The 23,271-nt window shown below is 60.1% G+C and carries 18 protein-coding genes; 15 read left to right on the top strand and 3 right to left on the bottom strand.

The features are described 5' to 3' along the window. The first annotated feature begins 10 nt into the window (after window positions 1–10). The 10 genes from rpsF (at window position 11) to azu (ending at window position 13,789) form a co-directional block, all read left to right on the top strand. Window positions 11–436 (top strand): 30S ribosomal protein S6, encoded by a 426-nt coding sequence (rpsF, locus tag JOE29_RS21700; RefSeq protein WP_002551828.1) that lies wholly within the window; start codon window positions 11–13, stop codon window positions 434–436. A gap of 28 nt (window positions 437–464) precedes the next feature. Next, a complete protein-coding gene (rpsR, locus tag JOE29_RS21695; RefSeq protein WP_002551829.1) occupies window positions 465–695 on the top strand; it encodes a 30S ribosomal protein S18 in 231 nt (76 codons plus the stop codon). Window positions 696–734: 39 nt separating this feature from the next. Further along, the gene (locus tag JOE29_RS21690) at window positions 735–1,631 is read left to right on the top strand and encodes a hypothetical protein (protein WP_003422339.1); all 897 of its coding nucleotides are present in this window, start codon (window positions 735–737) and stop codon (window positions 1,629–1,631) included. A gap of 19 nt (window positions 1,632–1,650) precedes the next feature. Then, the gene (gene rplI, locus JOE29_RS21685; RefSeq protein ID WP_003317208.1) at window positions 1,651–2,097 is read left to right on the top strand and encodes a 50S ribosomal protein L9; all 447 of its coding nucleotides are present in this window, start codon (window positions 1,651–1,653) and stop codon (window positions 2,095–2,097) included. Window positions 2,098–2,220: 123 nt separating this feature from the next. Then, on the top strand, window positions 2,221–3,615 hold the full coding sequence (gene dnaB, locus JOE29_RS21680; protein WP_003317209.1) for a replicative DNA helicase: 1,395 nt from the start codon (window positions 2,221–2,223) through the stop codon (window positions 3,613–3,615). A 107-nt stretch (window positions 3,616–3,722) separates the two neighbouring features. Then, entirely contained in the window at window positions 3,723–6,032 is a 2,310-nt protein-coding gene (locus tag JOE29_RS21675) for a YgiQ family radical SAM protein (protein ID WP_003422338.1), read from the top strand. A 402-nt stretch (window positions 6,033–6,434) separates the two neighbouring features. Next, window positions 6,435–9,713 carry a transglutaminase family protein gene (locus tag JOE29_RS21670; protein ID WP_210079853.1) on the top strand — a complete coding sequence of 1,093 codons (3,279 nt, stop codon included), beginning with the start codon at window positions 6,435–6,437 and terminating at the stop codon, window positions 9,711–9,713. Between the two features lie 88 nt (window positions 9,714–9,801). After that, window positions 9,802–12,297 (top strand): circularly permuted type 2 ATP-grasp protein, encoded by a 2,496-nt coding sequence (locus JOE29_RS21665; protein ID WP_210079852.1) that lies wholly within the window; start codon window positions 9,802–9,804, stop codon window positions 12,295–12,297. After that, on the top strand, window positions 12,297–13,190 hold the full coding sequence (locus tag JOE29_RS21660) for a transglutaminase family protein (RefSeq protein ID WP_003393517.1): 894 nt from the start codon (window positions 12,297–12,299) through the stop codon (window positions 13,188–13,190). The genes JOE29_RS21665 and JOE29_RS21660 overlap by 1 nt, the downstream gene beginning before the upstream one ends. Before the next feature lie 152 nt (window positions 13,191–13,342). Next, window positions 13,343–13,789, top strand: a complete 447-nt coding sequence (gene azu / locus JOE29_RS21655) for an azurin (protein ID WP_210079851.1) — start codon at window positions 13,343–13,345, stop codon at window positions 13,787–13,789. Window positions 13,790–13,987: 198 nt separating this feature from the next. Here azu and nadE read toward each other — a convergent pair whose 3' ends face one another. The 3 genes from nadE to JOE29_RS21640 all read right to left on the bottom strand — a co-directional run bounded on the left by nadE (window position 13,988) and on the right by JOE29_RS21640 (window position 17,070). Beyond that, window positions 13,988–14,815, bottom strand: coding sequence for an ammonia-dependent NAD(+) synthetase (gene nadE / locus JOE29_RS21650; protein ID WP_003414496.1), 828 nt, complete (start codon window positions 14,813–14,815; stop codon window positions 13,988–13,990). A gap of 26 nt (window positions 14,816–14,841) precedes the next feature. Beyond that, window positions 14,842–16,065 (bottom strand): nicotinate phosphoribosyltransferase, encoded by a 1,224-nt coding sequence (gene pncB / locus JOE29_RS21645; protein WP_004409500.1) that lies wholly within the window; start codon window positions 16,063–16,065, stop codon window positions 14,842–14,844. 99 nt (window positions 16,066–16,164) lie between these two features. Continuing rightward, window positions 16,165–17,070 (bottom strand): LysR substrate-binding domain-containing protein, encoded by a 906-nt coding sequence (locus JOE29_RS21640; protein ID WP_210079850.1) that lies wholly within the window; start codon window positions 17,068–17,070, stop codon window positions 16,165–16,167. Window positions 17,071–17,569: 499 nt separating this feature from the next. Here JOE29_RS21640 and JOE29_RS21635 point away from each other — a divergent pair, with 499 nt between their 5' ends. From JOE29_RS21635 to JOE29_RS21615, 5 genes are all read left to right on the top strand, one after another. Then, on the top strand, window positions 17,570–18,706 hold the full coding sequence (locus JOE29_RS21635) for a branched-chain amino acid ABC transporter substrate-binding protein (RefSeq protein ID WP_210079849.1): 1,137 nt from the start codon (window positions 17,570–17,572) through the stop codon (window positions 18,704–18,706). Between the two features lie 161 nt (window positions 18,707–18,867). Next, the gene (locus tag JOE29_RS21630; RefSeq protein ID WP_003317221.1) at window positions 18,868–19,782 is read left to right on the top strand and encodes a branched-chain amino acid ABC transporter permease; all 915 of its coding nucleotides are present in this window, start codon (window positions 18,868–18,870) and stop codon (window positions 19,780–19,782) included. Between the two features lie 2 nt (window positions 19,783–19,784). Further along, on the top strand, window positions 19,785–21,098 hold the full coding sequence (gene livM / locus JOE29_RS21625; protein ID WP_161421774.1) for a high-affinity branched-chain amino acid ABC transporter permease LivM: 1,314 nt from the start codon (window positions 19,785–19,787) through the stop codon (window positions 21,096–21,098). Next, the gene (locus tag JOE29_RS21620) at window positions 21,095–21,970 is read left to right on the top strand and encodes an ATP-binding cassette domain-containing protein (RefSeq protein ID WP_003317225.1); all 876 of its coding nucleotides are present in this window, start codon (window positions 21,095–21,097) and stop codon (window positions 21,968–21,970) included. The genes livM and JOE29_RS21620 overlap by 4 nt, the downstream gene beginning before the upstream one ends. Beyond that, entirely contained in the window at window positions 21,967–22,683 is a 717-nt protein-coding gene (locus tag JOE29_RS21615; protein ID WP_003317226.1) for an ABC transporter ATP-binding protein, read from the top strand. Before JOE29_RS21620 ends, JOE29_RS21615 begins: the two co-directional genes overlap by 4 nt. Window positions 22,684–23,271 lie beyond the last annotated feature (588 nt).

Genomic DNA, 23,271 nt, shown 5'->3' with positions numbered 1-23,271 from the left:
AGGAGCATTCATGCGTCATTACGAAATTATCTTTTTGGTCCACCCGGATCAAAGCGAGCAAGTCGGCGGCATGGTAGAGCGTTACACCAAGCTGATCGAAGAAGACGGCGGCAAAATCCACCGTCTGGAAGATTGGGGCCGCCGTCAACTGGCTTACGCAATCAACAATGTTCACAAGGCTCACTACGTGATGCTGAACGTTGAGTGCACTGGCAAGGCTCTGGCCGAGCTGGAAGACAACTTCCGTTACAACGATGCTGTGATCCGTAACCTGGTCATCCGTCGCGACGAAGCCGTAACCGGCCAGTCCGAGATGCTCAAGGCTGAAGAGAACCGCAGTGAGCGCCGTGAGCGTCGTGACCGTCCTGAGCACTCCGACAGCGCCGATGGCGATGACGGCGACAACAGCGACGTTAGCGATAACGCTGACGAGTAATCCACGGACCTTTTGAGGAGCCAATTACATGGCACGTTTCTTCCGTCGTCGTAAATTCTGCCGCTTCACCGCTGAAGACGTCAAAGAGATCGATTACAAAGATCTCAACACTCTGAAAGCCTACGTATCCGAGACCGGCAAAATCGTTCCAAGCCGTATCACTGGTACCAAAGCACGTTATCAGCGTCAGCTGGCCACCGCTATCAAGCGTGCCCGCTTCCTGGCCCTGCTGGCCTACACCGACAGCCACGGCCGCTGAGACCAGGTAGTCGACAAAACGTAACAAAGGATAGAAAGCATGCGTGCCCTGGCTGAATTCATCATGCGCGGCCGTATGCAGGCCACTCTCGTAGTGGCTGGATGTGCGGCATTGCCGCTGTTGTTCTGGTTGAGTGCTGCCGCAGGGTGCCTTGTGCTCCTGCGACGCGGGTTCAGTGATGCCGTTGGTGTCCTGTCCTGGGCTCTGCTGCCGGCTTTGGTCTGGTGGTATTTCGGTGAACCTCGTACAGCCATGGTGCTGGCGGGTTCACTGAGTTTGGCAATGGTTTTGCGTGCCAGCGAGTCCTGGGTCCGTGTGCTGCTGGTCAGCGTGGCGTTGGGTGTGGTGTATGCAGTAATTCTGGGCACGGTTTTTCGCGAACCTCTGGAAGCAATGTCGCAGGAGTTGCAGAAACATCTGCCGACAATGCTGGCCGGGCTCTACGAGCAGTTGAACGTAGAAGAGCGAGCGCGTCTGGGGGCACTGATTGCACCCGTCCTGAATGGCCTGATAGCGGCTGTGCTGCAAATCGTCAGTGTGCTGTGCCTGATTCTTGGGCGGTACTGGCAAGCGATGATGTACAACCCTGGTGGTTTCGGGCGTGAGTTTCGCGCCGTGAAACTCCCGCTGGTGCCTGCGTTGGTGCTGGTGGTGTGCATGCTGGTGGGGCCGAATTTCGGTCCGCAGATAGCGATGCTTACACCGCTGTGCAGCGTACCGCTGGTCTTTGCGGGCCTGGCCCTGATTCACGGACTGGTCGCTGAAAAGCGCCTGTCCAGGTTCTGGCTGGTGGGGATGTACATCACGCTGCTGGTGTTCATGCAGCTGATTTATCCGTTGCTCGTGGTAATTGCCATTGTCGACAGCCTGATTGATTTTCGCGGTCGCCGGAGCTCGAAAGATTCCGGCAATGGTCCTGCGAACGGTGAAGGTTAAAAGTTAAGAGGATTTCCACATGCAACTGATCCTTCTGGAAAAAGTCGCCAACCTGGGCAACCTGGGCGACAAAGTAAACGTTAAGGCCGGCTACGGTCGTAACTATCTGCTGCCTTACGGCAAAGCAACCGCTGCAACCGCTGCCAACGTGGCTGCGTTTGAAGAGCGTCGTGCCGAGCTGGAAAAACTGGCTGCAGACAAGAAAGCATCTGCCGAAACTCGCGCTGCCCAACTGGCTGAGCTGGAAGTGACTATCACTGCCACCGCTGGTGACGAAGGCAAGCTGTTCGGTTCGATCGGCACCCACGACATCGCTGATGCACTGACCGCCTCTGGCGTTGAAGTTGCAAAAAGCGAAGTTCGTCTGCCGAACGGCACTATCCGCAACGTTGGTGAATTCGACGTAGCCGTGCACCTGCACAGCGACGTAGAAGCGACCGTACGCGTTGTCGTAGTGGCTGCTTAAGCAACACGTAATCGTCTGGTGACATTGTCGTCAGAGGATTAACATCGGGCACGATCCTGTTTACAGGTCGTGCCCTTTGTCTTTGTGCCATCCCCATTCTGCAAACCTCGAATTGAAGTGGCCATGAACGATATTTCCGCCCCCGAACAATACGATCTGCAAACCGCTGCCCTGAAGGTGCCGCCACATTCCATCGAGGCCGAACAGGCTGTACTCGGTGGACTGATGCTGGACAACAACGCCTGGGAGCGGGTGCTCGATCAAGTTTCCGATGGTGATTTCTATCGACATGACCACCGCCTGATATTCCGCGCCATCGCCCGGTTGGCCGATCAGAACAGCCCGATCGACGTGGTCACCCTGGCTGAGCAGCTGGACAAGGAAGGGCAGACCTCGCAAGTAGGCGGCCTGGGCTACCTCAGTGAGCTCGCAAAAAACACGCCTTCTGTCGCCAACATCAAGGCCTATGCGCAGATCGTCCGGGCCCGGGCCACGCTGCGGCAATTGATCGGCATCAGTACCGAAATCGCCGACAGTGCGTTCAACCCAGAAGGCAGGACCGCTGAAGAGATTCTTGACGAGGCTGAACGGCAGATCTTCCAGATCGCCGAAGCGCGCCCCAAGACCGGCGGTCCGGTCAGCGTCAACGACCTGCTGACCAAGGCCATCGACCGTATCGACACGCTGTTCAACAGCGACAACGCCATTACCGGCCTGTCGACCGGGTATACCGATCTCGATGAAAAGACCAGCGGACTGCAACCCTCCGACCTGATCATCGTTGCCGGACGTCCGTCGATGGGTAAGACCACCTTCGCCATGAACCTGGTCGAGAACGCGGTGCTGCGCAGTGACAAGGTGGTGCTGGTCTACTCGCTGGAGATGCCAGGCGAATCGTTGATCATGCGTATGTTGTCCTCGCTGGGGCGCATCGACCAGACCAAGGTGCGGGCCGGCCAGCTTGACGACGATGACTGGCCGCGCCTGACATCGGCGGTCAATCTGCTCAATGACCGCAAGCTGTTCATCGATGACACGGCCGGTATCAGCCCGTCTGAAATGCGTGCGCGGACACGGCGGATCGTGCGTGAGCATGGCGACATCGCCATGATCATGATCGACTACCTGCAGCTGATGCAGATCCCCGGTTCCAGCGGTGACAACCGTACCAACGAGATTTCCGAGATCTCGCGCTCTTTGAAAGCGCTGGCCAAGGAATTTAACTGCCCGGTCATTGCCCTGTCGCAGCTCAACCGTTCCCTTGAACAGCGTCCCAACAAGCGCCCGATCAACTCTGACCTCCGGGAATCCGGAGCGATCGAGCAGGACGCCGACGTCATCATGTTCGTTTACCGGGACGAGGTGTATCACCCGGAAACCGAGCACAAGGGGATTGCCGAGATCATCATCGGCAAGCAGCGTAACGGCCCCATCGGCACCACGCGTCTGGCGTTCATCGGTAAATACACGCGCTTCGAGAACCTGGCGCCGGGCAGTTACAACTTTGACGACGATTGACTTCGGGTCGAGCCGATCAAATCCGACCACTGTGGTCGGACTTGATCAAAAAATGTGCTATATTCCGCGCCCGCGATTTTTCCAACGTGCAAACGTAGGTCCTGAACATGCAATCAGCCAAGCCGTTATTTGACTATCCCAAGTACTGGGCCGAATGTTTCGGACCAGCACCTTTCCTGCCCATGAGCCGGGAAGAAATGGATCTGCTTGGCTGGGATTCCTGCGACATCATCATCGTTACCGGCGATGCGTACGTGGATCACCCGTCTTTCGGCATGGCGATCATCGGTCGTCTGCTCGAGTCCCAGGGCTTTCGGGTCGGGATCATTGCGCAGCCCAACTGGCAGTCCAAAGACGACTTCATGAAGCTCGGCGAGCCGAATCTTTTTTTCGGTGTCGCTGCCGGCAACATGGACTCGATGATCAACCGCTATACCGCGGACAAGAAGATTCGCTCCGATGACGCCTATACCCCGGGCGGCATGGCCGGCAAGCGTCCGGACCGCGCAAGTCTGGTCTACAGCCAGCGCTGCAAGGAAGCCTACAAGCATGTACCAATCGTGCTGGGTGGTATCGAAGCTTCGTTGCGCCGCATTGCGCACTATGACTACTGGCAGGACAAGGTTCGCAACTCGATCCTGATCGACGCCTGCGCCGACATCCTGCTGTACGGCAACGCCGAGCGTGCGATTGTCGAAGTTGCCCAGCGTCTGTCCTACGGCCACAAGATCGAAGACATCACCGACGTGCGCGGTACGGCGTTCATTCGTCGTGACACGCCGCAGGGCTGGTATGAGGTCGATTCCACGCGTATCGACCGTCCGGGCAAGGTCGACAAGATCATCAACCCGTACGTCAACACCCAGGACACCGAGGCCTGCGCCATCGAGCAGGAAAAAGGCAACGTCGAGGACCCCAACGAAGCGAAGGTGGTGCAGATTCTTGCCAGCCCGCGCATGACCCGTGACAAGACGGTCATCCGTCTGCCATCGGTAGAAAAGGTCCGTAACGACGCTGTGCTGTATGCCCACGCCAACCGCGTGTTGCACCTTGAAACCAATCCGGGCAACGCTCGCGCGCTGGTGCAGAAGCATGGCGAGGTGGACGTCTGGTTCAACCCACCGCCCATTCCGATGACCACTGAAGAAATGGACTACGTGTTTGGCATGCCTTACGCGCGCGTCCCGCATCCTGCGTACGGCAAGGAAAAGATCCCTGCCTACGACATGATTCGCTTCTCGGTGAACATCATGCGTGGCTGCTTCGGTGGCTGTACCTTCTGCTCGATCACCGAGCACGAAGGGCGGATCATTCAGAACCGCTCCGAAGAGTCGATCATTCGCGAAATCGAAGAGATCCGTGACAAGGTGCCAGGCTTTACCGGGGTCATTTCCGACTTGGGCGGGCCGACCGCGAACATGTATCGCATCGCCTGCAAAAGCCCGGAGATCGAGTCGGCCTGCCGCAAGCCGTCCTGCGTATTCCCGGGTATCTGCCCGAACCTGAATACCGATCACTCGTCGCTGATCCAGCTGTATCGCAGCGCGCGCGCCTTGCCGGGCGTGAAAAAGATCCTGATCGCCTCTGGCCTGCGCTACGACCTCGCGGTCGAGTCGCCGGAGTACGTCAAGGAACTGGTTACTCACCACGTAGGTGGTTACCTGAAGATCGCCCCGGAACACACCGAGGAAGGTCCGCTTAATCAGATGATGAAGCCGGGCATTGGCAGCTATGACAAGTTCAAGCGCATGTTCGAGAAGTACACCAAGGAAGCCGGCAAGGAGCAGTACCTGATTCCTTACTTCATCGCCGCCCACCCGGGCACCACTGATGAAGACATGATGAACCTGGCGCTGTGGCTCAAGGGCAATGGTTTCCGCGCGGACCAGGTGCAGGCGTTCTACCCGTCGCCGATGGCCACGGCCACGGCCATGTACCACTCGGGCAAGAATCCGCTGCGCAAGGTCACCTACAAGAGCGATGCGGTCACCATCGTGAAGAGCGAAGCGCAGCGTCGTCTGCACAAGGCTTTCCTGCGCTATCACGACCCGAAAGGCTGGCCGATGCTGCGCGAGGCACTGGAGCGCATGGGTCGTGCCGATCTGATCGGGCCGGGCAAGGATCAACTGATCCCGTTGCATCAGCCGGTTACTGACAGCTACCAGAGTGCGCGCCGCAAGAACTCGACGCCGGCGGGCAGCCACAAGGTTGCGAAAACTGCCAAGACCACGCTGATTCAGACCCAGCACACCGGCCTGCCGCCACGTGGAAGCGATGGCAGCAAGCCGTGGGACAAGCGCGAAGAGGCCAAGGCTGCCGCAATGGCGCGCAACAAGCAGGCCGCCAAGGAGCGCATGGATGCAGCCAAAGGCAAAGGCACCAAACCGCCCAAGCGCAAGCCAGTGGTGCCACGCTAACGCTCAGCGATAGCGCCGCCTGCTCGTAGAGGGGCGGACGCAGAGCGTCCAGAACGGCATGTCGACGCGGAGCGTCGCACGATAGTTGAGATCATCGTTCCTCACGCTCCAGCGTGGGAATGCCGTTCGTGACGCTCCGCGTCACACCACTTGCGCCGCGCCGCTCTATCTATAAACGCCACCCACCCACACCGCTCACAATTCTTTACCCCCCATTCAATCCCTCTGCCACACTGTCTGCCTTATTACTGTGCGACCCTTGCACCGTTGGCTTCGGCCGGCACGATTTTGGTGCTGCGCCTGTTCAGGCGGGGAATGCCACTCTTGTTGGCGCACGACTTTGACCGGATGGCATAAGTCTTGCGCGGCTCAATTACCGTTCAGGCTCGCAGGAGGCACGCCGTGTCGATTCATATTGCCTTGCACCATGTCACGCACTATCGCTACGACCGCGCGGTCGAACTGGGTCCTCAGATCGTTCGCCTGCGCCCGGCCGCCCATAGCCGCACACGCGTGCTGTCGTATTCGCTGAAAGTCCTGCCTGAAAACCACTTCATCAACTGGCAGCAGGACCCTCAAGGCAATTACCTGGCGCGCCTGGTCTTCCCGGAAAAGACCGATGAGTTTCGCGTCGAAGTCGATCTTGTCGCCGAGATGGCGGTGTTCAATCCGTTTGACTTCTTCCTCGAACCCTACGCCGAGAACATCCCGTTCACCTACGCCAGCGAAGAGCAGCGCGAGCTGGCGCCGTACCTCGAAAAACTGCCGCTGACCCCGAGGTTTCAGGCGTACCTGGACAGCATCAGTCGCGAGCCGATTCCGGCCATCGACTTTCTGGTCGGCCTCAACCAGCGCCTGAGCCAGGACGTCGCTTACCTGATCCGCATGGAACCGGGCGTTCAGACCCCGGAATTCACCCTGCAAAACGCATCGGGTTCGTGCCGTGACTCCGCGTGGCTGCTGGTGCAGCTGTTGCGTCATCTGGGCATGGCGGCGCGGTTCGTGTCGGGCTACCTCATCCAGCTCAAGGCCGATGTCGAGGCGCTCGACGGGCCGTCGGGTACGGATGTCGACTTCACCGACCTGCACGCCTGGTGCGAGGTCTATCTGCCAGGCGCGGGCTGGGTCGGGCTGGATGCCACCTCCGGTCTGTTCGCTGGCGAAGGACACATTCCTCTGGCGTGCAGCCCCGAGCCTTCCTCGGCAGCGCCGATCAGTGGACTGGTCGAACCGTGCGAAACCGATTTCAGCCACGAAATGTCGGTCGAGCGCATCTGGGAGGCGCCGCGCGTCACCAAGCCTTACACCGAAGCGCAATGGCAGGACATACAGGCCCTGGGCCGACAGATCGACGCCGATCTGCTGCGCGACGATGTGCGGTTGACCATGGGCGGCGAGCCGACCTTCGTGTCCATCGACGACCGTGATGGCGCTGAATGGAACACCGCTGCGCTGGGGCCGCGCAAGCGTGAGCTGTCCGCCGAGCTGTTCCAGCGCATGCGCGGGCATTACGCGCCGCTGGGCATCGTGCATTTCGGGCAAGGCAAATGGTATCCGGGTGAGCAGTTGCCGCGCTGGTCGCTGAACTGCTTCTGGCGCAAGGACGGCCAGCCGGTGTGGCGCAATAACACGCTGATCGCCGATGAGACTCGTGACTACGGCGCTACCGGCGAACTGGCGGGGCGTTTTCTGGCCAGTGTTGCCGAGCGCCTGAAGCTGCCGGCGCGCTTCGTTTTCCCGGCTTACGAAGACAATTTCTACTACTTGTGGCGCGAAGGTGCGTTGCCGGTCAACGTCACGGCCGAAGATTCGCGACTCGGCGACGAGCTGGAGCGTGCACGCCTGCGCAAGGTCTTCGCCCAGGGGCTGGACAAGATGATCGGTCAGGTCCTGCCGCTGGCTCGCAACGCGGACGGTGACAGCTGGCAGAGTGGCCGCTGGTACCTGCGTGACGAGCATTGCCGTCTGGTGCCAGGGGATTCTGCGCTGGGCTATCGATTGCCGCTGGCGTCGCAGCCTTGGGTCAAGGCGGCGGAATACCCGTTCATTCACCCGACCGACCATAACCAGGACTTCCCCGAACTGGCCGACAGCGACTCGTTGGCCTCGGCGCTCAAGTCCACAGACACGGACGCCGAGCGCGCGCCGAAGATCGATGAATCGGCCGACTGGCTGACCCGCACGGCGTTGTGTGCCGAAGCGCGCGAAGGGCGGCTGTACCTGTTCATGCCGCCGCTGCAAAAGCTTGAGGAATACCTTGAGCTGGTGGCCGTGATCGAAGCGACCGCCGAAGAGCTGCAGTGCCCGGTCCTGCTGGAAGGCTACGAGCCGCCAAGCGATCCGCGGCTGTGCAATTTCCGGATCACCCCGGACCCTGGTGTGATTGAGGTGAACGTGCAGCCTTCGGCGAGCTGGGACGAACTGGTCGAGCGTACCGAGTTTCTCTATGAACAGGCACGCCTCACGCGTCTGACCACCGAGAAGTTCATGATCGATGGCCGTCACACCGGCACCGGCGGGGGCAACCATTTCGTCCTGGGCGGCGCGACGCCGGCAGATTCGCCATTTCTGCGGCGTCCGGACCTGCTGCGCAGCCTGATCAGCTACTGGCACAACCATCCTTCGCTGTCGTACCTGTTTTCCGGCCTGTTCATCGGCCCGACGTCCCAGGCACCGCGCATCGACGAGGCGCGCAACGACTCGCTCTACGAGATGGAAATCGCTTTTGCGCAGATGCCGGCACCAGGCGAGGAGGTTGCACCTTGGGTGGTGGACCGTCTGCTGCGTAACCTGCTGATCGACGTCACCGGCAATACCCACCGTGCCGAGTTCTGCATCGACAAGCTTTACTCGCCCGATGGCGCGACCGGACGTCTGGGGCTGCTGGAGCTGCGTGCGTTCGAGATGCCGCCGCATGCGCGCATGAGCCTGGCGCAGCAGTTGTTGCTGCGCGCGCTGGTGGCGCGCTTCTGGCGTGAACCCTATGCACCCGCCAAGCTGGCGCGCTGGGGCACGCAACTGCATGACCGCTTCATGCTGCCGCACTTCATCGAGCAGGATTTTGCCGATGTGGTCGCCGACCTCAACGCGGCAGGCTACCCGGTGCAGGCCGACTGGTTCTCTGCGCACCTGGAATTCCGCTTTCCGAAAGTGGGCGATTACGCCGTCAACGGTATCGAGCTGGAACTGCGTCAGGCGCTGGAGCCCTGGCATGTGCTGGGTGAAGAGGGCTCGGCCGGCGGCGCGGTACGCTACGTCGATTCATCGCTTGAGCGTCTGCAAGTGCATGTCCGCGGGTTGCCGCCGCAGCGCTACGTGCTGACCTGTAACGGCGTGGCAGTGCCTTTGCAGCCGACCGGGCGGGCCGGTGAGTTCGTTGCCGGAGTGCGTTATCGCGCCTGGCAGCCGGCCAACTGCCTGCAACCGACCATCGGCGTGCATGCGCCGCTGGTTTTCGATCTGCTCGACACCTGGATGCACCGCTCGCTGGGCGGCTGCGAGTATCATGTCGCCCATCCGGGCGGCCGTAATTACGAAACCTTGCCGGTCAACGCCAACGAAGCGGAAAGCCGTCGTCTGTCACGTTTCTTCCGCATCGGCCATACCCCCGGCAAACTGGACGTTCCGTCGCTCAACATTAACGACGAGCTGCCGATGACGCTGGATATGCGTCTGCAATAAAAAACAGTGGCTCTGTGCGTCAGATGCACACGGACGTGACATCTGACTGCACTAATCTGAAGTCCTTACGTTGCCTGCCGAGCCTTCCATGCCCGACCTGCTTGACCACTACCCGCTGTCCGAGGGTACTTACCACGAAATGCTCGACGCTGAGGGAGCCGTTCGCCCGCACTGGCGTCGTCTGTACGAGCACATGCGGCGCAGCAGCGCGGCGCAACTGATCCAGCGTCAGGCCCTGCTGACCCGGCAGATTCAGGAAAACGGTGTCACCTACAACGTGTATGCCGACCCCAAGGGCGCTGACCGCCCGTGGGAGCTGGACCTGTTGCCGCACATCATTGCAGCGGATGAATGGCAGCACGTGGCGGCAGGGATTGCCCAGCGTGCACGGCTGCTCAACGCAGTGCTCGCGGACCTTTACGGCCCGCAGACGCTGATCGCCAATGGCCTGTTGCCCGCCGAACTGGTGTTTGGCCATAACAATTTTCTCTGGCCATGTCAGGGCGTGAAGCCCCCTGAAGACACGTTCCTGCACATGTATGCCGTCGACCTGGCGCGCACCCCGGACGGGCGCTGGTGGGTCACTGCCGACCGTACCCAGGCGCCCTCGGGTGCCGGTTATGCACTGGAAAACCGCCAAAGCGTCGCGCGCGCCCTGCCGGAAACCTATCGCGACCTGCAGGTCCGGCACCTGTCGGGTTTCTTCGACGCGTTGCAGCAAACGCTGGCCCGTCAGGCGCCGACCAGCAACGAAGCACCGCTGATCGTCCTGCTGACGCCGGGCCGTTTCAACGAGAGCTACTTCGAACACTTGTACCTGGCGCGGCAACTGGGCTATCCGCTGGTCGAGGGTGGCGATCTGACGGTGCGCGATGCCACGGTCTACCTGAAAACCCTCAGCGGCTTGCGTCGGGTTCACGCCATCATGCGCCGGCTGGACGATGACTTCTGCGACCCTCTGGAATTGCGTACCGACTCTGCGCTGGGTGTGCCGGGGCTGCTTGAGGCAGTGCGTCAGGGCAACGTGCTGGTCGCCAATGCGTTGGGCAGTGGTGTGCTGGAGTCGCCGGGGCTATTGGGCTTTTTGCCGAAAATCAGTCAATACCTGTTCGGCGAGGATCTGATTCTGCCCTCGGTAGCGACCTGGTGGTGCGGAGAGCCGCCGGTGCTGGCCCAGGCGCTGGAAAAGCTGCCGGATCTGTTGATCAAGCCGGCGTTCCCCTCACAACACTTCGCGCCGGTGTTCGGCCGTGATCTGAATGAGGAGCAGCGCCTCTCACTTGCCCAGCGCATGCAGTCGCGGCCCTATGCCTACGTCGCTCAGGAGCTGGCGCAGTTGTCCCATGCTCCGGTGCTGCAGGCCGATGGCACCGGTTTGCAGCCGCGCGCCATCGGCATGCGGGTGTATGCAGTGGCCAGCCTCGACGGCTATCGCGTGCTGCCGGGCGGCCTGACCCGTGTGGCCGCCGAAGCCGATGCCGACGTGGTTTCGATGCAGCGTGGTGGGGCGAGCAAGGACACCTGGGTGCTGGGCGAGCGCTCGCACCTCGGCGAGCCGTGGAAGGGCCAGCGTAAGCTGGGTGTCTACGACTTGATCCGTCGCGACCCTTATCTGCCGTCACGGGTGGTGGAAAACCTGTTCTGGTTCGGACGTTACTGCGAGCGCTGTGACGACAGTGCGCGCCTGCTGCGCATCATGCTGACGCGCTACGTCGACGATGATGACCCTCTCGCGCTGCAAGCCGCCGTCGCGCTGGCCGAGAGCCTGGGCATGCTGCCCGAGGCGCAGGAGGGTGAAGAGCTGAAGGATCGACTGCTTGTCGCGCTGCTGGGCGACGAGTGGCCGTTCAGCCTTCGGGCCAATTTGCAGCGTCTGCAATGGGCCGCTTCGCAAGTGCGTGGCAAGTTATCCAAGGAAAACTGGCAGGCGCTGGTCGAGTTGCAGCGCGAAGCCTTGAGCCTGGAAAGCGAAGAGCCGGATTTCGGCGAGCTGCTGGATTTTCTCAACCGTCTGGTGATGTCGCTGGCGGCGCTGTCCGGTTTTGCACTGGACGACATGACCCGTGACGAAGGCTGGAATTTCCTCATGATCGGGCGACGGATCGAGCGCCTGAAGTTTCTCAGCACCAGTCTGTCGGCGTTTTTGCGCGGGCTGGTGGTTTTCGAGCGGGCCGGGCTGGAGTGGTTGCTGGAGTTGGGCAACAGCAGCATCACCTATCGCTCGCGCTACATGGCCGTGCCGCACCTGATTCCGGTGCTCGACCTGTTGCTGCTCGACGATCAGAACCCGCATGCGGTGCTGTTCCAGCTCAAGCTGGTGCAGCGCTCGTTGCGCCGCTTGAACGACGAGTTCGATGCGCCACGCGACAGCAGCCTGTCGGTGTTGGCGCAGCGTCTTGCCGCGTTCGACCTGGGCAGCCTGGAGAACCCTTTATTTGGCCAGAGCAGTATCGATGCCGTGCTCGACGGGCTGGCGGACTTGCTGCAAAGCATTGGCGACAGCAGTGGCCTGGCGTCCGATCGCCTGGCGTTGCGCCATTTTGCCCACGTCGATGATGTCAGCCAACGCACGGTGTCTGTCTGATGAGCGCTTTCTACCAGATTTTCCATGACACGCATTACAAGTACGACAGCCCGGTTTCGCTGGCCCAGCAACTGGCGCACCTGTGGCCGCGCAGCAGTCCCTGGCAGCGTTGCACCGAGCAGGCGCTGGAGATTCTTCCTGAACCCACTACGCGTCGCGATGAGCTGGATGTGTTCGGCAACCCGCTGACTCGTCTGGCCTTCGAGCGTCCGCACGATGAGTTGCAGGTCAATGCGCGGTTGCGTATCGAGGTCATGGAGAAGCCGTTTCTGGACTTCAATCTGTCGCCGGAATGGGAAGTGACCCGCAGTGCGCTGACGTACAGCGCCAAGCCGATGACCGAGGACATTCTGGAGGCCTGCCGCTATCGCTTCGAATCCCCCTACGTTCACCTGAAGCGCTCGTTCGTCGAATTCTCGCAGGTCTGTTTCCCGCCTGGCCGCCCGTTGTTGCTGTGCGTACAGGCCTTGATGGAGAAGATTTTCGAGGAGTTTACCTTCGATGAAGAGGCCACTCAGGTCGCTACGCCGCTGGTGGAAGTGCTGGAGCGGCGGCGGGGCGTGTGCCAGGACTTCGCCCATTTGATGCTGGCGTGTCTGCGCTCCCGGGGCCTGGCAGCGCGCTATGTGAGCGGCTATCTGCTCACCCAGCCGCCACCGGGCCAGCCCCGGCTGATCGGTGCCGATGCCTCGCACGCCTGGGTCTCGGTATTCTGCCCGGCCTCTGGCTGGGTCGACTTCGACCCCACCAACAATGTGCAGCCTGCGCTGGAGCACATCAGCCTGGCCTGGGGGCGCGATTTCTCCGATGTCTCGCCGTTGCGTGGCGTGATTCTGGGCGGTGGCACGCATGATCCGGATGTGCGGGTCACGGTGATGCCGGTCAGCGGCTAATTACCGGGTCCCGTGAATCGTTCTTCAAAAGGGCGCTCTCTCGCGAGCGTCCGCGGGACCATTTGACGCACGTTCTTGGAACCCCGGCCCTGATCGGGCACTCTCTTCTTACATCAGTTTTACGTTAATCAAGTCCTGCCCTGGAGATTCAAATGATTCGCAAGCTTGTAGCGATTTCGCTGTTGTCATTGGCCAGTGGTCAATTGCTGGCTGCCGAGTGCTCGGTCACAGTCGATTCGACCGATCAAATGATGTACGACACCAAAGCCATTGAGATCGACAAGAGCTGCAAGGAATTCACCGTCAACCTGACTCACTCCGGCAGCCTGCCGAAGAATGTCATGGGCCATAACTGGGTGCTGGGCAAAAAAGCCGACACCCAGGCAATCGTTACCGACGGCATGGCGGCGGGCATCGACAAGGACTATTTGAAGCCGGACGACAGCCGCGTCATCGCCCACACCAAAGTGATCGGCGCTGGCGAAAAGGATTCGGTGACCTTTGACGTGTCGAAGCTCGACCCGGCACAGGAATACCAGTTCTTCTGCACATTCCCCGGGCACATCAGCATGATGAAAGGCGCTGTGACGCTGAAGTAACGGCAGGTCTCCGGAGCGTCTGAGAGTGTCGTTCCTCACGCTCCGCGTGGGAATGCCGTTCGTGACGCTCTGCGTCACAGATCTGAGCCGCTGCGCAGATTCAGGATCGGACGCGGAGCGTCCAGAACTGCATGCCGACGCAGAGCGTCGGCACGATAACCAGCAATGAGCGTCACAAATCCGTGCCGCGCAGATCACTCACGGCGCGTACGGCAACTCGCGTTTGTGCTGGGTCTTGGCGTAGGTTTCGCAAATGATCCGGAAGGCTTCCTCGCGTACCGGCTCGCCGTGCAGGAAGGCGTCGATCTCGGCGTAGGTCACGCCGTGCGAGGCTTCGTCCGGTTTGCCGGGTGACAGGTCTTCGAGGTCCGCAGTCGGCACTTTCTCGACCAGTGATTCCGGCGCGCCGAAATGGCGGGCGATGGCGCGTACCTGGTTTTTCACCAGACCGCTCAACGGTGCCAGATCGCAGGCGCCGTCGCCGAACTTGGTGAAGAAACCCATCACCGCTTCGGCCGCGTGATCGGTGCCGATCACCAGCCCATGGTAAGCACCGGCGACGGTGTACTGCGCGACCATGCGCATGCGCGCCTTGGTGTTGCCGAGCACGAAGTCCACCGAGGTCGCTGGAAGCCCGTCGAAGGCCTTCACCTCGGCGGCCAGGGCCTTGACGCTGCTGCCGATGTTGATGGTATGGCGCTCGTCCGGCTCGATGAAGTCGACAGAGGCCTGGGCTTCGTGCTCATCGGCCTGCACCACATAAGGCAGACGCACGGCGATAAAACGGTAGGCGTTGTCACCCGTGCTTTCACGCAGTTCCTTGACCGCACGCTGGGCGAGCAGACCGGACGTCAGCGAGTCGACCCCGCCGCTGATGCCGAGCACCAGGGTCTTGAGCCGTGCGTTCTGCAGGCACTCCTTGATGAAGTTGACGCGGCGGGCGACCTCGGCCTGCAGCGCGTTCTGGTCCGCGAAAGGTGGCTGGACCTTGAGCTGTTCAGCAATCTGGCGCTGTACGGCGTGCATGATTCACTCCTCGTAGATAGGACAATTCAAGCGGGTTTTTCCGGGCTCGGCAAATTCGGCACCTTGAACACATGCCGCAGGTAGGCGACAAAGTTCGGGTCCTTGCACTGCGTCTTGCCGGGCTCGTCAGAGATTTTCGCCACGGCCTGACCGGCGCACGCCGTCATTTTCAATACCATGTTCATCGGCGCAATGCCCGGGATGTCGGCCGTCAGGTTAGTGCCGATCCCGAAGCTGACATTGATGCGTCCGCGCAATGCGCGAAAGATATCGAGCGCCTTGGGCAGGTTAAGCCCATCGGAAAACACCAGGGTCTTGCTCATCGGGTCGATACCGAGCTTCTGGTAATGCGAGATGCATTTTTCGGCCCACTTCACCGGGTCGCCCGAATCATGGCGCAGACCGTCGAACAGCTTGGCGAAGTACAGATCGAAGTCGTTCAGGAAAGCATCGGTGGTGATGCAGTCGGTCAGCGCGATCCCCAGCAGGCCGCGATATTCGCGGACCCAGCAATCGAGCGCGGCAATCTGACTGTCGATCAGGCGCGGTCCCAGCTGCTGATGCGCCATGATCCATTCGTGGGCCATGGTGCCCAAGGGCTTCAGGTCCAGCTGACGGGCCAGATGCACATTGCTGGTGCCGACGAACTGACCTGGGAAGTCGTTTTTCAGGACGCCAAGCATTTCTTCCTGCACGCGGTAGGAAAACCGCCGGCGCGTGCCGAAGTCCGCCACTTTCAGCTCGGCCAGTTCGTCCGTCGTGGCATGCGTGGTCAGCCATTCGAACTTGTCATATAGACGATCCCGCGCCTGACTGAGCAGGGTGTCCGGGTAACGATGCCGGTTGCGCACTTCGCTGACGATGGCCAGCAGCGGCACCTCAAACAGGATGACGTGCAGCCACGGCCCGTGCAGGCGAATGCACAGTTCATCATTCTCGATGGTGGTTTTCACGTAGCGGGTATTGAAGCGGAACAGCCCGAGAAAGCGCAGGAAATCCGGTTTGATGAAGGTAATGCGTTCCAGAAAAGCCAGGTGTTCGGGGCTCAGCGACAGCTCGCACAACAGCTCGATCTGGTGTTTGATTTCATCCAGATAGGGGCGAAGGTCCTCCCCGTTGCGGCAACGAAATTCCCACTCGACGTCCACGTTCGGGTAGTTGTGCAGGACGGCCTGCATCATGGTCAGCTTGTAGAAATCGGTATCGAGCAGGCTTTGCACGATGCGATTGGAAAAGGCGCTCTCGCTCATTGAATCAGGCTCTCCAGAGCAGCCGGATAAAGTGGGGCGCGTGACTTCCTGTCTGTCACCATGGAAGGCTCACGGCCGGATGGGTGTGCATTGTCGCCCTTAAGCGGGGGGTTGATCCAACTGTTCCAGCATCCACTGCAGAAAAACCCGGATTTTGGGCACGTCGGCGGTGTGTTCCGGATAGGACAGGTAGTAGGCGCTGTTAGTGCTGGGTAATGCGTAATCCCAGGCAATCACCAGTTTGCCCTCGGCCAGTTCCTCCTCGACCAGAAAGCGCGGCAGCAGCGCAACACCGCAGCCGACCTGGGCTGCGCGGATACACATATAGAAGGTTTCAAAGCGCGGCCCGTGATAGCTGTGGTCGGTGTGATAGCCCTGGCTTTCGAACCATTCATGCCAGGCTTCGGGGCGGAAGGCATTCTGCAGCAGGACCAGATCGCTCAGTTGGGTCGGGTCGCTGAGCGGCTCGTCCGGCAGGCTTTCAGGGGCGCACACCGGCACCAGTTCCTCGCCGAACAACTTCACGCTTTCGGCACCGGGCATGGCCGCCTGGCCGAAATAGAACGACACGTCGCAGCGGCCCTTGATCAGGTCATCGGACTCCTGTTCGTTGATCAGGTCCAGGTGAATGTGCGGGTGACGCAAGCGCCAGCCCTTGAGGCGCGGCACCAGCCAGCGGGCGCCGAATGTCGACGGGGTGGAGACCCGCAGCACCTCGGTTTCCCCGCCGTAGGAGCGCAGGAAGTGGGTGGACATCTCGATCTGGGTCAGGATCTTGCGCACTTCGGCCAGATACAGCGCCCCGGCTGGCGTCAGTTGCAGACGGCGGCGCACGCGCTGAAACAGCAGGTGCTGAACCAGCTCTTCGAGTTGCGCGACCTGCTTGCTGACAGCGCTCTGGGTCAGGTTGAGTTCCTCTGCTGCGCGCGTGAAGCTCAGGTGCCGGGTCACTGCCTCAAAGCATTGCAATGCGGCTATCGAGGGCAGATGACGTTTGTTCAGCATGATGACTTCTCTGTTTGCGGCGCGAAGGGGCTGGCGTAAGCAATATGAATTATCGGAATGATATCTCGCTTAAAGGTCGTTTGTCGGGCGTATGCAGGGACGTTATTACTGGCGTCGCGTGACGCGCGTTTCAGAATCTGACGATGGCTGCGGCAGGCCGCGTTTAATCCGCTAGCCTCAAATGGTGCGTCTCGTAGCGTTCGCGCACCGGGCGTGTGCAATTCGGTGACGTGGGCTGTTACAGGTGGGTTGCCCATCATGGCATGTGCTGGTTGCTACTCGAGTGCGCACGGGTTGCTCTTTTTTATTCCGGGGTTGCACCTTGCGCGCTCGAAGCAACCAGAGTGCCCTGTTGCGCGGCGTTGCATGATGGATCGACACGAAAAACGCGACATCTTCCTCAACTAAAAAGCGATGGCACGCGCCTTGCTCTGAGCAACTCTGTATCTGTTCGATCATGAAAGTGCCAACTAAAAAAATATCCTCAGGAGCACCACTTATGTCGCATACGTTTTACAGGAAAGGTTTTCTGGCAATCGCAGTGGCTACTGCATTGGGCGTGTCTTCGTTTGCACAGGCGGACGTGAAAATCGGCGTAGCGGGCCCGATGACCGGCGCGAACGCGTCGTTTGGTCAGCAGTACATGAAGGGCGCGCAGGCAGCAGCCGACGCGATCAATGCGGCAGGTGGTGTCAACGGGGAGAACATCGTACTGGTCGCGGGCGATGACGCCTGTGAGCCCAAGCAGGCCGTGGCGGTTGCCAACCGCCTGGTGGATCAGGACAAGGTGATTGGCGTGGTCGGACACTTCTGTTCATCGTCGACCATTCCGGCTTCGGATATCTACAGCGATGCAGGGGTGATTGCCATCACGCCAGGCTCGACCAACCCGACCGTGACCGAGCGAGGCATGAAAGAAATGTTCCGCATGTGCGGTCGTGACGATCAGCAGGGTATCGTTGCCGGTGACTACATCGTCGACGTGCTCAAAGGCAAGAAAGTCGCTGTTATCAACGACAAGGACACTTACGGTAAGGGCCTCGCTGACGCAACGGCCAAGCAACTGACCGCGCGTGGCGTCAAGCCGATCCTCGAAGAGGGTCTGACCCGTGGCGAGAAGGATTTCAGTGCGCTGGTGACAAAGATTCGCTCGGTAGGCGCTGATGTCGTGTACTTCGGCGGTCTTCACCCGGAAGCCGGTCCACTGGTTCGGCAGATGCGCGAGCAGGGCCTCAAGGACGTCAAGTTCATGTCCGATGATGGCGTCGTGACCGACGAACTGGTCACCACTGCGGGTGGCGCACAGTACGTCGATGGCGTGTACATGACCTTCGGCGCTGACCCGCGCGCATTGCCAGACAGCAAGGCTGTCGTGGAACAGTTCCGCAAGGCCGGTTACGAGCCTGAAGGTTACACGCTGTACGCTTACGCTTCGGTACAGGCCCTGGCGGCCGGGTTCAATGGCGCCAAGTCCAACAAGGGTGACGCAGCCGCCGTCTGGCTCAAGGCCAACCCGGTCAAGACTGTCATGGGTGAAAAAGCCTGGGATGCCAAGGGTGACCTGAAAGTCTCCGACTACGTGGTTTACCAGTGGGACGCCGCCGGCAAATACAAGCAACTCGAAAAACAGAAGTGAGATAGACCTCGCGTCGGCCCTGCGCGTCAGGCGCTGACCCGATGATGGGCTCGCCCAAGAGCGAGCCTGCATCTCTTCTATCGTTTTCGGACCTGTCGGTCATGCCTCACGAGGGTGTGACTGGCGGGGTGCTGAGCTGCCTTTTTGTGTGAGTGTGCGTGATGGATGGAATCTTCCTGCAACAAATGGTCAACGGACTCACTCTCGGGTCTGTCTACGGCCTCATCGCCATCGGTTATACGATGGTCTACGGCATCATCGGCATGATCAACTTCGCCCATGGCGACGTGTACATGATTTCCGCCTACCTGGCCGCCATCGGCCTCGCGGTTCTGTCTTTCTTCGGAGTGGAATCCTTTCCATTCCTGATTCTCGGTACGCTGATCTTCACCATTGTGGTCACTGGCGTTTACGGCTTCGTCATCGAGCGTGTGGCGTACAAGCCACTGCGCAACTCGACCCGTCTGGCGCCGCTGATCAGCGCCATCGGCATTTCCCTGATCCTGCAGAACTACGCACAGATCAGCCAGGGCGCGCGCCAGCAAGGCGTGCCGACGCTGCTCGAAGGTGCGTGGCGCTTTGAAGTCGGCAGCGGCTTCGTGCAGATCACCTACACCAAGATCTTCATCCTCATTGCCGCCTTCGTCGGCATGGGCGTGCTGACCTACATCATCAAGTACACCAAGCTGGGCCGCATGTGCCGGGCCACGCAGCAAGACCGCAAGATGGCCTCGATCCTCGGCATCAACACCGACCGGGTCATTTCCTATGTGTTCATCATCGGCGCTGCCATGGCTGCGCTGGCCGGTGTGCTGATCACCATGAATTACGGCACGTTCGACTTCTATGCCGGCTTCATCATCGGCATCAAGGCGTTTACTGCGGCCGTGCTGGGCGGGATCGGTTCGTTGCCGGGTGCCATGCTGGGCGGTTTGATCCTGGGGGTTGCCGAGTCGCAGTTCTCCGGTCTGATCAACTCCGATTACAAAGACGTGTTCAGTTTCGGCCTGCTGGTGCTGATTCTGATCTTCCGTCCCCAAGGCCTGCTGGGTCGCCCACTCGTGGCGAAGGTATAAGTATGTCCGCTCCTGTTGCTGTTCCAGTTTCCAAACCTGTTGAAATCAAGAAGAGTCTGATAGACGCCGTGGTCGCCGGGTTGCTGGCGCTGATCGTGTTCGGCCCCATCGTCGGGATCGTGCTCGATGGCTACAGCTTCAACCTGCAGCCGACCCGCGTGGCCTGGCTGGTGGGCGTGGTCATGATCGGTCGCTTTCTGATCAGTCTGTTTCTGCAAACACCCAGAGGCCTGCGTGTTTCCCAGAGCTTCGAAAGCTCCGACTCCGGCGTGCATGTGCTCAAACCGGATCATCGATCGAGCCTGTACTGGATCATTCCGCTGCTGATCGTGATTGCCATCGTGTTCCCGATCTTCGCCAACAAGTACATTCTGACCGTGGTCATCCTTGGTCTGATCTACGTGCTGCTCGGCCTGGGTCTGAACATCGTGGTCGGTCTGGCGGGGCTGCTCGACCTTGGCTACGTGGCGTTTTACGCCATCGGTGCTTATGGTCTGGCGCTGGGCTATCAGTATCTGGGCCTGGGCTTCTGGTCGGCCTTGCCGCTGGCGGCGATTGCGGCGGCGCTGGCCGGATGCATTCTCGGCTTCCCGGTGTTGCGCATGCATGGCGACTATCTGGCCATCGTGACTCTCGGGTTCGGCGAGATCATTCGCCTGGTGCTGAACAACTGGCTGTCGTTCACCGGCGGCCCGAACGGTGTGCCGGTGCCCGCGCCCACCTTCCTCGGGCTGGAATTCGGCCGACGCGCCAAGGATGGCGGTGTGCCGATCCATGAATATTTCGGCTTCGATTACAACCCGGACCTGAAATTCATCTTCATCTACGCCGTGCTGTTCCTGGTCGTGCTGGCGGTGTTGTTCATCAAGCATCGCCTGACGCGCATGCCGATCGGGCGTGCCTGGGAAGCCTTGCGCGAGGACGAGATCGCCTGTCGTTCGATGGGCCTCAATCACGTGCTGGTCAAACTGTCGGCGTTCACGATTGGCGCATCGACCGCAGGCCTTGCCGGGGTGTTTTTTGCCAGCTACCAGGGCTTCGTCAACCCGACCTCGTTCACCTTTTTCGAGTCGGCGCTGATTCTGGCGATTGTGGTGCTGGGCGGCATGGGCTCGACCGTCGGTGTGGTGATCGCCGCGTTCGTGCTGACCGTTGCGCCTGAACTGCTGCGCAGCTTCTCCGAGTACCGCGTGCTGCTGTTCGGGATTCTGATGGTGCTGATGATGATCTGGCGACCACGCGGCCTGATTCGCATCAGCCGCACCGGGGTGAAACCGCGCAAAGGCGCGCTGGTAACAGAGGGGGCTGCGCGATGAGCACTGAAGTGATTCTCTCCGTCGAGCACCTGATGATGCACTTTGGCGGCATCAAGGCCCTCAGCGACGTCAGCCTCAAAGTCCGTCGCAATTCGATCTTCGCCCTGATCGGCCCCAACGGAGCGGGCAAGACCACGGTCTTCAACTGCCTGACCGGTTTCTACAAGGCCACTGGCGGACGCATCGAGCTGCATACCCGTGGCAAGACCACCAACGTGATCAGGCTGTTGGGGGAGCCGTTCCAAGCGACTGACTTCGTGTCGCCGAAAAGCTTCCTCAGCCGGGTGTACTACAAGATGTTCGGCGGCACCCATCTGGTCAACAGGGCAGGGCTGGCGCGCACGTTCCAGAACATTCGTCTGTTCAAGGAAATGTCGGTGGTCGAAAACCTGCTGGTCGCCCAGCACATGTGGGTCAACCGCAGCCTGATCAGCGGGATTCTGAATACCAGGGGCTATCGCAAGGCCGAAGAGGACGCGCTGAATACCGCGTTCTACTGGCTGGAGGTGGTCGATCTGGTGGACTGCGCCAACCGTCTGGCTGGCGAGTTGTCCTACGGGCAGCAACGCCGTCTGGAGATTGCGCGAGCCATGTGCACGCGGCCGCAGGTGATCTGCCTGGATGAGCCTGCTGCCGGCCTCAACCCGCAGGAAACCGAGGCACTCAGCGGCATGATTCGTCTGCTGCGTGACGAGCACGACATGACCATCGTGCTGATCGAGCACGACATGGGCATGGTCATGGGGATTTCCGACGATATTGTGGTGCTCGACCATGGCAACGTGATTGCGATGGGCGGGCCGGAACAGATCCGTAACGATCCCAAGGTGATCGCCGCGTATCTGGGCGCTGATGAAGAGGAGCTGGTATGAGCAAGCCGATCCTCGAACTGAAAGAGATCGATGTGTTTTACGGGCCGATTCAGGCCCTGAAGAAAGTCTCGCTGCACATCAATGAGGGCGAAACGGTGAGCCTGATCGGCTCCAACGGCGCGGGCAAGTCCACGCTGCTGATGTCGATCTTCGGTCAGCCGCGCGCGGCCAGCGGGCAGATCATCTATCAGGGCACCGACATCACCCAGAAGTCCTCGCATTACATCGCCTCCAACGGCATTGCGCAGTCGCCGGAGGGGAGGCGGGTCTTTCCCGACATGTCGGTCGAAGAAAACCTGATGATGGGCACCATCCCGATTGGCGACAAGCATTCGGCCGAAGACATGCAGCGCATGTTCGAGCTGTTCCCCAGGCTCAAGGAACGTCGCAATCAGCGCGCCATGACCATGTCCGGAGGCGAGCAGCAAATGCTCGCCATCGCCCGCGCGCTGATGAGTCGTCCGAAGCTGCTGTTGCTCGATGAGCCAAGCCTGGGCCTGGCACCGATCATCGTCAAACAGATCTTTTCGACCCTGCGTGAACTGGCAGCCACGGGCATGACGATATTCCTGGTCGAGCAGAACGCCAACCATGCGCTCAAGCTGTCTGACCGGGCCTATGTCATGGTCAATGGCGAGATTCGACTGTCCGGCACCGGGAAGGAATTGCTGGTAAATGAAGAGGTAAGAAACGCTTATCTGGGCGGGCACTGAATTCGTCAAAACCCTGCCGTTTTCTTCGCGCGCCCCGGATGCTCAAGCATCTGGGGCGCGGTCGTATGGAATTGTGGAAAACAATTTTGGCGCGTCTCATAAGTGCGACATAAAACCGCTGCAAATGATTGTTTTGTCACCGTTTTGACTTGTTCAGGTTTACTGTGGAACTGGCTGTTAATAACTTGGGAGTATTTGCCTGCAGCCCTTTATGAATAAGGCCTGTAGAAGAGTGGTTAAATTTCGCACAGAGGTTTTCGGCCAACTTTACGGGGCGTTTGTCAACAGCATAGAGGCTGGTCGTTCATACAGCTTTTTCAGGTTAACAGCCTGTGGATAAGTCTGTTAACAAGCCTTGGAAAGACTGCTCCGGACGTTATAGGGTCTGGGCTACAGGCCATCACCGTTTTCTGACGCTTGGCGACCTCTTGACGGTGTTGGGCAAAGTCAAGGAAAAAACTTCGCCTGATACGCTGCAGGCCCCGAAACACGTGACGTGCAGCGTCACTGACTTGCCCCCAGAGATTGTGGGTCTGACTGTGGATAAGGTGGGCAAAAGTGTCTGTGAGGCCCGTGGCGCACGGCTTG

It is taken from the genome of Pseudomonas sp. PvP009 (assembly GCF_017832995.1).
Classification (GTDB): Bacteria; Pseudomonadota; Gammaproteobacteria; order Pseudomonadales; family Pseudomonadaceae; genus Aquipseudomonas; species Aquipseudomonas syringae.
The sequence above is the reverse complement of the archived record's forward strand: the minus strand, read 5'-3'. Positions and strand labels throughout refer to the sequence as shown.